This is a genomic window from Actinomyces timonensis DSM 23838 (assembly GCF_000295095.1).
Taxonomy (GTDB): domain Bacteria; phylum Actinomycetota; class Actinomycetes; order Actinomycetales; family Actinomycetaceae; genus Actinomyces; species Actinomyces timonensis.
In genome coordinates this window covers 18,451-32,006 of record NZ_JH806634.1, presented here as the reverse complement: position 1 = coordinate 32,006, position 13,556 = coordinate 18,451, and the positions used below count along the sequence as shown (strand labels likewise).

Annotated in this window: 9 protein-coding genes; all 9 read left to right on the top strand. The window is 72.6% G+C overall.

From position 1 onward, the window contains the following. Nucleotides 1-197 (top strand): hypothetical protein (locus A1QA_RS16215; RefSeq protein WP_043508565.1); only part of this gene is annotated, 197 nt, incomplete at its 5' end. 16 nt (nucleotides 198-213) lie between these two features. Further along, complete coding sequence (locus A1QA_RS15080; RefSeq protein ID WP_017178846.1) at nucleotides 214-783, top strand: FHA domain-containing protein; 570 nt, start codon at nucleotides 214-216, stop codon at nucleotides 781-783. Between the two features lie 105 nt (nucleotides 784-888). Then, a complete protein-coding gene (locus A1QA_RS0110410; protein WP_017178845.1) occupies nucleotides 889-1,431 on the top strand; it encodes a hypothetical protein in 543 nt (180 codons plus the stop codon). Nucleotides 1,432-1,463: 32 nt separating this feature from the next. Further along, a complete protein-coding gene (locus A1QA_RS0110405) occupies nucleotides 1,464-2,147 on the top strand; it encodes a TetR/AcrR family transcriptional regulator (protein ID WP_017178844.1) in 684 nt (227 codons plus the stop codon). A gap of 208 nt (nucleotides 2,148-2,355) precedes the next feature. Beyond that, nucleotides 2,356-8,154 (top strand): beta strand repeat-containing protein, encoded by a 5,799-nt coding sequence (locus A1QA_RS14400; protein WP_017178843.1) that lies wholly within the window; start codon nucleotides 2,356-2,358, stop codon nucleotides 8,152-8,154. Nucleotides 8,155-8,277: 123 nt separating this feature from the next. Beyond that, entirely contained in the window at nucleotides 8,278-8,436 is a 159-nt protein-coding gene (locus tag A1QA_RS16020) for a hypothetical protein (protein ID WP_154652378.1), read from the top strand. Between the two features lie 12 nt (nucleotides 8,437-8,448). Continuing rightward, on the top strand, nucleotides 8,449-9,690 hold the full coding sequence (locus A1QA_RS0110390) for a DUF58 domain-containing protein (RefSeq protein ID WP_017178842.1): 1,242 nt from the start codon (nucleotides 8,449-8,451) through the stop codon (nucleotides 9,688-9,690). Beyond that, nucleotides 9,687-11,981 (top strand): transglutaminase-like domain-containing protein, encoded by a 2,295-nt coding sequence (locus A1QA_RS14395; RefSeq protein ID WP_017178841.1) that lies wholly within the window; start codon nucleotides 9,687-9,689, stop codon nucleotides 11,979-11,981. Before A1QA_RS0110390 ends, A1QA_RS14395 begins: the two co-directional genes overlap by 4 nt. After that, complete coding sequence (locus tag A1QA_RS0110380) at nucleotides 11,978-13,432, top strand: FHA domain-containing protein (protein WP_020372766.1); 1,455 nt, start codon at nucleotides 11,978-11,980, stop codon at nucleotides 13,430-13,432. The genes A1QA_RS14395 and A1QA_RS0110380 overlap by 4 nt, the downstream gene beginning before the upstream one ends. The last annotated feature ends 124 nt before the right edge of the window (nucleotides 13,433-13,556 follow it).

The window sequence follows — 13,556 nt, the reverse complement described above, 5'->3', positions numbered from 1 at the left end:
CCCAGCGCGCCCAGCACGAGCGCCGCCTCCGTCCCCAGCGCCACAAGCGCTCCCGCCGCCAGCGCCGCCAGCGCCCCTGGCGCGCGGACCGGCTCCCCCGCCGCGCCCTCGACGCCTCGCTCGACCGATACCCCTGGCCGGGCCAGCGCCAGCAGCGCGAGCAGCACCCCCCGCACGAGCAGCGCTACCAGCGCTAGCAGCACAGGCAGCGCCGTGACCACCGCCAGCGCCGCGAGCGCGCCCGCCTCCAGCGCCCCCAGCGCGAGCGCCGCCTCCGTCCCCAGCGCCGTGAGCGCGCCGATCGCGCCGCGCGACGAGGAGGATCGCGAGCTCCCTCCCCCAACCGAGCCGGTTGATCTGCGCAACGTGGACCTGGGCCAGCATTCCGACGACGAGGACTCCCTGGACTCCACCGTGCAGTCGATCCGCATGCCCTCCTCCGTCGAGGACACCAGCGCCAGCGCCGTCCTCGTCCCCGAGCGCGACGGCGGGGAGATCGCGCTGGCCGGCGTCGTCGTGCTGGGCCGCGACCCCGTTGCCTCCTCGGAGCACCCCGAGGCGAGCCTCCTCGTGCTGCGCGGGACCTCGCTGTCCATCTCCAAGACGCATGCCCTGCTCATCCCCGTGGTCGACGGCCTGTGGGTGACCGACCTGCACTCGACCAACGGCACCACCATCATCCACGGGGGCGCCTCGCGCCGCGCGGTCCCGGGAATCCCGGAGCCGGTGTTCCCCGGCGACCGCGTTCTCTTCGGCAAGGTGGGGTACCGTGTCAAGGAGTAGCGCCCGGCGGTCCGCCACCCAGCCGCGGCGACGTGGGCACTAGGCGCCGCCCGGGGAGGAAAGGGCGCCTGCGCGCAGAGGCGACAACGAGGAAGCAGGACAACGATGGAGATCGCCGTTCGGCCCGATCCGGGCGACTGGATCGTCATCCCCACCTACCCGGCACCGGGATGGGCGCGGATCGAGGCCCGGCGCAGGGCCGCAGGGGCACTGGACCCGTCGGCTGAGCCCTTCCTGCTCCAGGTCCTGGAGGGCCTCTCGCGCGCTGATCGGCTCGGATCGGAGGCCCGCGTCGTCAGGTGCCAGGCCGGCCGTCCCGAGTTCGTCGTCGACCTGGCGATCGTGCCAGCCACCGATGACTCCTCTAAGGCCGGGCGCCACAGCGCCCAGAAGGCCGTGCTGGGCTCCCTCGTCCCGGACGCCGAGCCCCAGCGCCTGCGCCCCGCCCCCGATATGGCCGGCTTCTGGGCCATGAGCACCGACGCGCACGCCCACCCGCAGGCGGCGATCATCCTGAGGATGGCGGGCCTGCCCACGATCCCCGCCGACCTCATCATGCGGGTGTGGGGATCGATCCCCGAGCAGTTGCGCCAGGCCGTCGATGAGGCGATCTCGCTGGCCAGCCGCGTCGTGCCCGCTGAGGCCTGATCCCCTCCCCGTCTTAAGGCGCACTGATCCCCATGGCCCCCAAGCGCACCCGGATGAGCGCCAGCCAGCGGCGCGAGCAGCTCATCACCGTCGCGCGCGCCCTGTTCGCCGAGAAGGGCTTCGATGGGACGAGCATCGAGGAGATCGCCCATCGGGCGAAGGTCTCCAAACCGGTGGTCTACGAGCACTTCGGGGGCAAGGAGGGGCTCTACGCCGTCATCGTGGACCGCGAGCTGACGACGATCTCCTCCACGATCACCGCCGCGCTCAGCTCCTCCCACAGCCCCTCGGTCATCGTCGAGCGCGCGGCACTGGCGCTGCTGACCTATATCGAGAACTCGCCCGACGGCTTCCGCCTGCTGTCGGCGGGCAGCGACCGCGCCGCGGGCACGTACTCCACGCTGCTGGCCGACGTCGCCATCCAGGTCTCCGGCATCCTCGCCGCGCAGTTCCGCGCGCACGGCCTTGAGGCCTCGACCGCGCCGCTGTACGCCCAGATGCTCGTCGGCATCGTCGCCATGCCGGCGCAGTGGTGGCTGGAGGACCGCTCCATGAGCAAGGAGTCGGTGGCGGCCCACATGGTCAACCTCGCCTGGAACGGCCTGCGGGGCCTGAGGACGGAGCCAGCGCTGCGCCACCCGACGGCGGGCGCAGCGGACGAGCGGCCCGGAGCCTTCTCCTCCGGATCCCACCAGCCCCAACCGCCTCAGGAGTGATCGCCCTCCGCCCGCCCAGGAGCGCTGCGGAGCGGGGTTTGGAGCAGGCTTTGTGCGCCCCGCCACGAGGAAGATCACGAGGTGGCGGCTAAGTCTTCGGGGGAGGACACCGGCGAGGGCGCGCCCGTAGAATGGATGGCGAACCCTGGTCGTGGGCTCGGCCCTGTTACTCCGAGCGCGCGATCCCGTCCCGATTGGAGCCATCCCCGTGCCCTCCTCCATCGTCCGCACCCTGGGCGGCCGGATCCGACGCCGCGGCGCCGGCGCCCTGGCCGTCCTGTGCGCTGCGGCCCTGGGCCTGGCCGCCGTGCAGCACCAGGGCATCGCCCAGCAGGACCTCGACCTCCACGATGACGGCGTCTGGGTGACCTCGACGTCGAAGCACCTCGTGGCCCGCATCAACGCCTCCTCCCATGAGGCCGATGGTGTCATCCGCACGGCGTCGTCGGACTTCGACGTCAGCCAGCACGGCGAGGACGTTCTCGTCTCCGACGTCTCCGCGAGCTCGGTGGACAAGGTCGACCCCGCTCTCGTCTCCAGCGCCTCAGTGGGCACCCTGCCCACGGGGACCACGATCGCCCAGGGCTCCGACCGCGTCATCGCGATCAACTCGACCGCCGGCACTGTCAGCGGCGCGCTTGCCAGCGAGGCAGGCATGGTCACCAGCGGCGCTGGCACGCCGGTCATCTCCGACTCCCCCGGGCTGCTCGCGACCATCGGTACCGATGGCGCCATCCACGCGCTCTCCCCCTCCACCGGCACCCTCACCACGGCCACCGCCACGGCCACCGCCTGGGCCACCCCCAACTCCACGGCGCTGACGCTCTCCGCCGGCGCGGACGCCGACCTCACCGCCGTCGGCTCCAAGCCGATCGTCCTGGAGCGCGGCACCGGCACCATCCATCTTCCCGGCGGCACCACCGTCGACCTCGGCGAGACGGGCCTGGCCCTCCAGCAGCCCGGCCCGGACGCCTCCAGCGTGCTCGTGGCCTCGCGCACCGAGCTCATCAGCGTGCCGCTCGACGGCTCTACCCCCACGCGCACGCCCTCCTCGGAGAAGGGCGACGCCGCGGCTGGGGTGGCCGCCCGGCCCGTCCGCCTGGGCACCTGCTCCTACGCGGCCTGGTCCTCCTCCGGGCAGTTCCTGCGGATGTGCGGCTCCTCGGCCCCCGAGTACATCCACGACGACGCGCTGGCCTCCTCGACCACCCCGACCTTCCGCACCAACCGCGACGCGATCGTCCTCAACGACACGACGATCGGCACCGTGTGGCTGCCCGACCAGAACCTCGCCCAGGCCGACCAGTGGACCGAGAACTCCGGGCACTCCAGCGACAACGCCACCCCGGACGAGAACGCCAAGGACACCACCGAGGACCCGGCCCAGACGCCCAACCGCGATGAGGAGAACCCCCCGAAGGCCGTCGACGACTCCTTCGGCGTGCGCGCCGGGCGCACCACGATCCTGCCCGTCCTGGCCAATGACTCCGACCCCGACGGCGACGTCCTGACCACCATCCCGGGCGACGCCGGCGCGACGGCGAAGGTCACCCAGGTCCAGGGCGGCCTCGCCCTGGCGATCAACGTCCCCGCCGACGCCACCGGGACGATCACCGTGCCCTACACGGCCGACGACGGCCGCGGCATGTCCGACTCCGCCGTCGCCACGGTGACGATCCGCCCCGAGTCCGAGAACTCCGCCCCCGAGCAGGAGGCCGCTCAGACCCTCAAGCTCGGCGAGGGCGGCACGGACTCGATGTCCATCCTGTCCAGCTGGCGCGATCCCGACGGCGACGACCTGCACCTCGTCTCCGCCACCGGCGTCGGCCTGGACGCCCGCACCACCCCCGAGGGGCTGCTCACCGTCACCGAGTTGACCGGCGGCACGGGCCCGCGCGAGGTGACGCTCGTCGTCTCCGACGGCCGCACGACCGCCGAGGGCAAGCTGACGGTCGAGGTCGTCCCGGCCGCCGACGCCGTTCCCGCCACGCACGCGGACCACGCCAGCGGCGTCGTCGGGCAGCAGGTGACGATCTCGCCGCTGGCCAACGACTCCTCGCCGACCTCCGCGCCCCTGCGCCTCGGGTCGGTCAGCGAGGCGCCCACGGGCACGACCGTCACGAAGGACCAGGCCGCGGGCACGGTCACCTTCACCGCGCAGAGCGCGGGCACCTACTACCTCGATTACGAGGCCTCCGACGGCACCTCCCTGGCCAAGGGGCTCATCCGCGTGGATATCGCCGAGGCCTCGGACCCCTCGGCGGCGCCCGTCGTGGAGGACGACACCGTCTTCCTCGCCCCCGGCGGCTCCATCACCGTCAACCCCCTGGCCAATGACAAGGACCCCTCCGGTGGTGTGCTCGTGGCGGTCTCGGCCGCCACTCCGCCCGCCTCCGGGGTGAGCGCGACCGTCGTCGACCACTCCCTCATGCAGATCTCCGCCGTCGGCGAGCTCCAGGGCCAGACGACGGCCGAGTACACGGTCTCCAACGGCACGGCCACGGCCACCGGCAGGATCACCATCGTGCCCCTGCCCGACTCCGCCTCCCAGGCGCCGGTCAGCGTCAACGACACGGCCGTCGTGCGCGCGGGGGACATCGTGACCGTGCCGGTTCTCGAGAACGACTCCTCCCCCTCGGGCCTGTCCCTGACGACCACCGGGGAGCTCAACGTCCCGGACTCCTCACTGGGCACCGCCTGGATCAACCAGGACAAGCTGCGCTTCAAGGCCGGAGAGACCCCTGGCACCACGGAGATGTCCTACACGGTCCAGGACTCCGCCGGGCAGACCTCCACCGCGACGGCGACCATCGAGGTCCGTGAGCGCAACGACGCCGCGAACGCCGCCCCGGAGCCGCGCCCGGTCACGGCGGCGACCATCGCCGGCAAGAAGGTCTCGGTGACGGTTCCCCTGGACCAGATCGACCCCAACGGCGACTCGGTGACCCTCACCGGACTGGCGAGCCAGCCCACGAAGGGCAGCGTCGAGGTCAAGGGCAACGTGCTCACCTACACCGCCTTCGAGGGCGCCAGCGGCACGGACTCCTTCACCTACACGGTCACCGACCACCTGGGCGCCACCGCCACGGGCACGGCTCGGGTCGGCATCGCCGCGCCCGCCGCCGTCAACACGCCGCCCAAGACCACCGATGACCTCGTGACCGCCAAGCCGGGCCGCAAGGTGCGGGTGGACGTGACCGCCAACGACTGGGACTCCGACGACGACCCGGTCACCCTGTCCGGCGATCCCACGAGCGAGGACCCGGCGTTGACGGCGAGTGCCGTCAACGGCCAGGTGGCCCTCGAGCTGCCCGAGGCCGAGGGCAACTACACCATCCACTACACGGCCACGGACTCGCGCGGCGGCACGGCCCTGGGCACGCTCACGGCGCAGGTGCGCTCCGACGCCCCGCCGCAGGCGCCCGTCGCCGTCGACGACGCGGTCACCCTGTCCGATATCGACGCCTCGGGCACGGCCCTGGTGGACGTGCTCAAGAACGACTCCGATCCCGATGGGAGCCCGGAGACGCTCACGCTGTCCACCTCGGGCCCGAACGCCGTGGTGGAGGGCAACGCCCTGCGGGTGACGGTCACCGACACCGCCCAGCTCATCCTCTACACGGTCACCGACCCCGATGGCCTCACGGCCCAGGCCGTGGTCTGGGTGCCCGCGTCCTCGGGGCTCGTCCCCCAGGTCAACCCCTCAACCACCCCGGTCAAGGTCCCCGCGGACAAAACGACCTCCATCCCCCTGGCGAGCTATGTCCTCACCCGCTCGGGGACCTCGCCGATCATCGGGGACGAGTCCTCGATCGCGCCCGGCACAGGGCTGTCCTCGGCCAGTGCCGATGGGAGCGGCTCGGTCTCCGTGACTCCTTCCTCCGGCTTCTCCGGGGCGACCTCGGTGTCGCTGACCGTGGCGGATGGGACGGGCGCGGGCGCGCTCAGCACGACGCTGAGCCTGCCGATCCTCGTGGAGTCGTCGACGAACCGCGCCCCCACCTTCACCCCGACGGCGGTGACGGTGGCGCCCAACGAGGATCCCGTCACCGTGGACCTGTCCGCCATGGCCACCGATCCCGACGGTGATGCCCTCACCTTCACGATCGGCTCGGCGCCGGCCGGCTTCACGGCCTCCCAGTCGGGCTCGAGCGTGACTGTGGGCGCGGACGCCGCGACGACGGCGGGCACCACCGGCTCCCTGCCGGTGACCATCTCCGACGGCAAGAACCCGGATGTCTCGGCGAGCCTGCCGCTGTCCGCGAGCGCCTCGACGCGCCCGCGCATGACGACGACCCCGGCGACGCTGAGTTCCAAGGGCGAGGCGGTGACGGTGGACGTGTCCTCCTATGTCTCCAACCCGTTCCCGGACAAGCCGATCACCCTGTCCGGCACGCCCACGATCACCTCGGGGCAGGGCTCGGTGACGGCGTCGGGGACCTCTCTGACGATCACGCCGTCGGCCGGGGCCACGGGCGATATCGTCGCCCGCTACCAGGTGCTCGACGCTACGGGCGCCGCGGACCGCGCCGCCACCGGGACGGTGACGGTGACCGTGGCCTCCGCGCCCTCCGCGCCCACGCAGGTGGTCGCCGACGTGCGCGACTACAACTCCGCGAAGGTGACGTGGTCCCCGGGCAGCGCCAATGGCAGCCCCATCACGGGCTACACGCTCACCGAGGTGGGCGGCGCGGGCTCCTGGAGCTGCACGGGCAGCCCCTGCTACGCCACGGGCCTGACAGCGGGCAAGTCGTACACCTTCGAGGTGACGGCCACGAACGCCAACGGGACCTCCTCGGCCGGACGCTCCAACACCATCACCCTGGGGCCGTCCTCGCCGGGCGCCCCCACCGGCGTGCGCATCTCGGCGGGAGAGGGCAGCCTCACCGCCTCGTGGACCCCGGGCGCGGCCGTTCCGGGCACCCAGACCGTCTACCGCGTGGTCTTCCACTCCGACAATGGCGATATCACCCGCACGACGACCGGTACCTCCCTCTCCATCGGCGCGGCCGACGGCGTCCATGCCGGCGGCTCGTACTCCGTGACGGTCACGGCCGTCGCCCGTTCGGGAGACTCCGAGGTCGGCTCCTCCAAGGGGGTCAGCTCCGGCTCCTCCGCGACGCCCTACGGCAAGCCGGGGGACTTCGAGGTCACCAACGTCGTCCAGACGTCGTCGGGGGTGACGGTCTACTGGCAGGGGGCCAGCGCGAACCACGCGGGCCCGGTCTCCTACACGGTGAACGTCTCGGGGCCGGAGTCCCACACGGTCAACGCGGGCTCGGGGCTGTCGTCCTCGATCAAGCTCTCGGCGTCGGGCACTTACACCTTCACGGTGACGGCGACGACGAAAGCCGGCTCGACGGCCTCCCGGAACTCCAAGAGCCTCAATGTCGATCTGCGCTCCAAGCCGCCGGCCCCCTCGGGCCTGCGGGCGACGGCCTCCACCACTGTGCCCAACCAGGTGACCGCCTCGGCCAGCACCCAGAGTGGCAATGGCTGGAGCGCGGGCGACCTCACCATCGAGTACAAGGTGGGTGACCGGGGCTGGACATCCAGCGCCACCTTCGACGGCCTCCGCACCGGCCAGAACGTCACCGTGAGCGCCCGCGCCTACGGGACCCGCGGGGACGGGCAGACGGTCTACTCCGACGTCGCGACATCCTCCGTCACAGTGGTCGGCCACCCCGCCGACCCCGATGTGAGATGCGATGACGTGGCGAGCGACGGCACCCTGTGGTGCTCGTGGACTGATTCGCCGTCGTCGGGCAGCCCCAACCCGGACATCACCTACTCGGCCTTCGAGACGGCGGCCTCCGAGGCGCCGCTCCCCGGTGGGCAGTGGCAGGACCCGGCGGGTAGGACCCTGACGACGAGCGTTCCAGAGGGCCAGTCCCGCGGGTGGTGCGTCGTCGCCACCAACAACTACGGGTTCTCCAGCCAGGACTGCGAATGGGAGAAGAACTCCCATCAGCACCACCACCAGCCCCAGGCGAAGCAGGCGGGGTAGGCATGGACCCTGCCGCTCCTCACCACGAATCCCAACGCGGCCTGCTCCCCTCAGGATCTGGCCAAGACCGGGTTCTCCGCGAACGCCTGCTGGCGCGTCGTCGTCCACCTCACGGTCTTCCCCATGGGGACGCCGCTTGTCTGCAAGTTCAATGACACCAGCGTCTGGCCGTCCTCCGACCCCTACTCGGCTTTGACATCCCAGGGCACTCAACGCTGGCTCAACCCAACGATCACCAACAAGTCCGACCTGACGGTCACCTGCTACAACCTGACCGGGTGACCACACGAACCAATGACCTCCCTGAATACTCTGAACACCCTGAGCACGAGCCCCTCCCCGGGGGCCCCCACCACATCCCCTGACCTTCCCAGCACCAGCGCGCCCGGGAGCACCGGCGCCCAGGTCCTCACCCGCACCGGCTGGACGGCCGCCGGCCTCGCCGTCGTCGCGCTCCTGGCCGGGGCCAGCCTCGGATGGCAGGAGGCCTGGGCCGGCGCCGCCGCGCTCATCGCCTGCCTCCTGACCGCCCTGGGCTGGATCCTCCACAGGGGCGGCCACACCGTCACCCACGGGCTGATCGCCCCGCGCATCGCCGTCGGCGACCACGCCCTCGTGCGGGTCACCGCCTCCAACGAGGGCACCCGCGCCCTCCTGCCCGCCCGCATGGAGATGCCCATGGGCGAGAGCCTCGCCGAGATCAACGTGCCCCTCCTCCACGCCGGGGACTCGCACGAGGAGGGCTTCGCCCTGCCCACCGAGCGCCGCGGCATCCTGTCCATCGGCCCCGTCATGCAGGTCGTCGGCGACCCCCTGGGCCTGGCCCGGCGGACGCGCGCCATGAGCACGGCGCAGACGGTCCACGTCCACCCGCGCACGGTGCGCATCGGCCAGGCCATCCACGGCGTCATGCGGGACATCGAAGGCGCCGTCACCCAGGACCTGTCCATGTCCGACGCCTCCTTCCACGCGCTGCGCCCCTACGTCCCCGGCGACGACCGCCGCCACATCCACTGGAAGTCCACGGCGCGCGTGGGCACCCTCATGGTCCGCCAGTTCGAGGCCACCCAGCGCGCCAGCCTCCTCACCCTGCTGTCCGAGCGCGAGGACGACTACCTCGACCCGGACCACTTCGAGACGGCAGTGTCCGCCGCCTGCTCGCTGGCCCTGTCCTCGATGATGGAGAGTCGCGAGGTGGCCGTGCTCACCCAGCGCGACACCCTGCCCACCACCGGCCCCACGCGATTGCTCGACGCGTCCTGCACACTTGACCTCACGGGCGCCGAGGAACTCGACGCCCTCGTCAACCACGGCACCGGGCTCCACCCCGGCGCCTCCATCGTCGCGCTCATCACCGGCACGGGCTGCTCCGAGGCCACCCTCGCCAAGGCGCGCCTGCGCATCCCCGCCGGCATGAGCTCGATCATCATCTCCTGTGGCGCTGCCGAGCCCGGCATCTCCATGCTCGCCTCCACCCCCGTGCTCAACCTCGACACGGTCGACAGCCTCCCCCAGCTCCTGAGGAGGGCCCTATGACCCCATTCCGACGTCGCACGGCGGGCTCCCCCAAGCCCGCCGCCCAGACGCGCTCCCAGCGGGCGCGCCTGACCGCGATTCCCTACCTCCTCCTGATCGCCCTGCTCGCGGTCGGGACGGTCCCGATCTACTCTCCCTTCGCCGGGCCCCGCGGCGTCATCGCCGCCGCCGAGGGCATCGCCGTCGGCGCCCTCGTCGCCCTGGCCGCCGCGCGCCTGCGCCTGGGCCCCCTGCTCACCCTCGCCCTGGCCGCCATCGCGCACGTGGGCCTGGCCCCCCTGCTCCTGCGGGACGTCGGCTCGGGGATGACCGCCGTGCGGGCGGTCCTGGCCGGCACAGTCACCGTCTGGAAGGACTCCCTCACCCTGCCGCTCCCGCTCAGCGGCTACGCGGGCATGTCCATCCTGCCGTGGCTCGTGGGACTGGCGATCACCACCCTGTCCGCCCGCCTGCTGCTGGCCGGCTGGGCGCGCACCGCGGGGCTCGCCGCCCTGGCGCTGCCCACGGTCCTCATCGCCTGGGGCGGGCGCAGCGCCCCCGCCGCCCGCCTCATCGGGCCCGCGCTCGTCGTCCTCCTGCTCCTCATGTGGGCCGCCGCCGCCCGCGGCCAGCGCGCGAGCCGCCTGGTGACCGGCACGGCGGAGTCCCAGCAGGCCCGCCGCCTCGTCACCCTGCGCCACCTCGTGGGCGCCACCGTCATCCTGTCCATCGGGGCGAGCATCGGCCTGGCCCTTCCCGCCGCCCAGGGCGAGCGCCACCTCCTGCGCGAGGCCTTCGAGCCCCCACTGGACCTGCGCGAGTACGCCACCCCCCTGGGACTCACCCGCTCCCTGGAGACCGACCAGGCCTCCGCCCGCCTCTTCGGCATCGAGGGCCTGCCCGACGGGAACCGCATCGCCATCGCCACCCTCGACTCCTACGACGGCCTGGCCGCCCGGATCAGCGGCGGCACGGGCACCGACTCGGGCTTCCGCCCACTGGGCACCGGCGTCGCCCTGGCGCCCACCGCCTCCGAGCCCACCACCGTCCAGCTGACCATGGACGGCTACGCCCTGCCCTGGGTCCCCACGGTCCCCACCACCGCCTCCATCGAGGTCGGCGGCGAGCGCGCGCCCCTGCTGCGCGAGACCCTCTACCGCGACGCCGCCTCCCCCACCCTCATCACGACCGCGGGCCTGACCAGCGGCGACGTCGTCACCGTGCGCACGAGCCCCCAAGCGGCACCCAGCGCCGAGGAGCTCACCAGCGACACCGTGGTGCCCACCCAGCTCGGCACCGTGGAGAACGTGCCCCCGGGGATCGCCTCGATGGCCAGCCGGATCGTCGGCGACCAGTCCGACCCGGTCACCCAGATCGTGGCGCTGCAGAACGCGCTGCGCGCGGGGGCCTACTCCGACGGCACCAACTACGCCTCGCCCCCCGGCCACGGCGCCGCCCGCCTGGCCTCCATGATCAGCCACGAGCAGCTCATCGGCGACGACGAGCAGTACTCCGTGCTCATGATGCTCCTGTGCCGCTCGCTCAACATCCCGGCGCGCGTCGTCATGGGATTCCGCCCCTCCACCGACGGCGACGCCTCGAACGTCACCGGGGAGGACGTCTACGCCTGGGTGGAGATCCCCTTCAAGAACCACGGCTGGGTGCCTGTCGACGTCACCCCCGACCGCGACCAGGTCCCCCAGCAGCAGGCCGCGCAGGACACGATCAACCCGCAGCCCCAGGCCCTCCAGCCGCCCCTGCCACTGCCCAAGCCCGAGGAGCTGCCGCCCTCCTACGACGACCCGGACCAGGACCACAACCAGCCCGAGCCCGCCCCGCAGTCGGCCTCGCGCCTCGTTCTGCTCATCGGCGGATCCATCCTGGCCCTCCTGGCGCCCTTCCTCCTCATCCTGGGGCTCAAGGCCCTGCGGCGGCGACGCCGTCGCCGCCGACCTGGGGCCGACGGGGCCCTGGGCGCCTGGGACGAGCTGATCGACCTCGCCCGCGACCTCCGGGCGCCGATCACCTCCGGCGCGACCCGCCAGGAGACCGCGCAGAGCCTCGATGACCGCTTCCCCTCTGCGGATCTCATTCCCGTCGCAAATGACGTCGATGAGGCTGTTTTCGGCGCTGGCGAGCCGGCCTCCGATACTCTGAACTCGCTGTGGTCCTCCGCGGACACGGCGGCGAGTCAGATGAGGTCCTCCCTCTCCCTGCCGAGGCGCCTGCGCGGTCGCCTGTCGCCGCGATCCCTGGCCTCCCGCCGTCACACCACAGCGAGCAACCGAGCCAGAAGGAATCGCACCTCATGACCACCGACCCCCAGGAGTCGGCCACTGCGCCAGGGCGCGGCGGCCGCCACGTGGGCCCACCGGGGGCCGCCCGCCATGTCCTGCCCGATCTGCCGATCAGCCAGTCCGCGGCCAGCGCGTCCAGGGGCGCGGGTTCTGCTGGGGCCGCCAGGTCTGGTGCCGCCGTGCCCAGCCTGCCCTCGTCGAGCCCTCTGAGCGCCACCGCCCCCTCCGACGCCGCGCGGGCGGGCCGGCGGGTCCGACGCCGCCCGGTGCAGACCTTCAAAACGGTCAGGCCGATCCGCGTCATCGATATGTCCGCCCCGTCCGCTGACGCGGCCGCGGCCCTCCCCGCGCTGCATGACCTGGGCAGCGCGGCTCCCGCCCCCTCTGCGACCTCCAGCGCGACGGGCATCATCCAGGAGGTTCCCCCGGCGCGCCCCGTCATCGAGGAGACCCCCTGGACGGGATCGGGCGCCTCGAGTGCCTCAGCCACCTCGAGCTCGTCCGCCGTCTCCGGGGCGTCGGCGATCTCAAAGGCCTCAGCGCCGTCAGGGGCCTCAGCGCCGTCGGCGGCCGCGGCCACGTCGGCGCGCGTCGCCTCGCCTCCCCGGCGCAGAAGGTCCTCGCTCTCCGCAGCAGTGGCCTCGGTCTTCTCCGCCCGCTCCTCGGCCTCCGCGGCCACGCCGCACTCGGCGGGCTCGGCCGTCACCACCGCCTCCGCGGCCTCGGCCGCCTCCAGCCTCTCAGCGCCCTCGGCGCTGAGCGCGGCCTCGGCACCAGCGGCACCGACACGTCGCTCGCGCCGCCGCAAGGGGCGCCACGCGGCCGAGGCGGTCACCCGGCCCGTCCCCCTCGCCTCGCTCGGCATCCCCGACGACGCCTTCTCCTCCGTGCGCTCCCCGGGCACCCCCTCACCCTCCCCGCAGTCCCTCACGCGCTCCCCCTTCTCCCCCGAGCCGCCGGCGACGCCGTCGTCCCCCGAGGCCCCGATCATCACCTCGACCCCGCTGGACACCCCCGAGTCCGGCCGCCATGCCGCGGATCCTGAGGATTCCATCGAGGACTGGTCCGAGGGCAGCGACGCCACCGTCCACGCGCTCACCGGGTCGATGGCGCGCAGCGTGTCCACCCAGGCCGCGCCGCCGCATCTGCGGCTCGTGCCGCTCACCGGCGGGCAGGCCATCGCGCTGAGCGCCATCGCCCTGGTGGGGCGGGCCCCGGAGAACATCTCGCGCTACAACGCGGCTGAGGCGATCCGCCTGTCCGACTCCTCGCGGACGGTGTCCAAGACCCATGCCTGCATCGTGCCCATGTCCGACGGCGCTTGGATCTCGGACCTGCACTCGACCAACGGCACGCGGGTCATCATGGACGGCGTTCTCACGCGCCTCCTGCCGGATGTCCCGGTGCCCGTGCTCCCCGGCACGACGATCTACTTCGGCTCGATCGGCTTCGTCCTCGACTCCTGATCCCCCTTCCCCTCCCCTCCACCGAGACCGGGCGAACAGCACCGCGAAACCGGGCGGTTTTCCACAGATCGCAATCTCGCGGTGCTGTTCGCCCGGTCTCGGATATAGGGAAGAGCTATGAGTG

Coding starts and splice junctions, on each gene's coding strand:
- A1QA_RS0110405 (WP_017178844.1), top strand. CDS start 1,464: ATGGCCCCCAAGCGCACCCGGATGAGCGCCAGCCAGCGGCGCGAGCAG.
- A1QA_RS0110390 (WP_017178842.1), top strand. CDS start 8,449: ATGACCTCCCTGAATACTCTGAACACCCTGAGCACGAGCCCCTCCCCG.
- A1QA_RS16020 (WP_154652378.1), top strand. CDS start 8,278: ATGGGGACGCCGCTTGTCTGCAAGTTCAATGACACCAGCGTCTGGCCG.
- A1QA_RS14395 (WP_017178841.1), top strand. CDS start 9,687: ATGACCCCATTCCGACGTCGCACGGCGGGCTCCCCCAAGCCCGCCGCC.
- A1QA_RS0110410 (WP_017178845.1), top strand. CDS start 889: ATGGAGATCGCCGTTCGGCCCGATCCGGGCGACTGGATCGTCATCCCC.
- A1QA_RS0110380 (WP_020372766.1), top strand. CDS start 11,978: ATGACCACCGACCCCCAGGAGTCGGCCACTGCGCCAGGGCGCGGCGGC.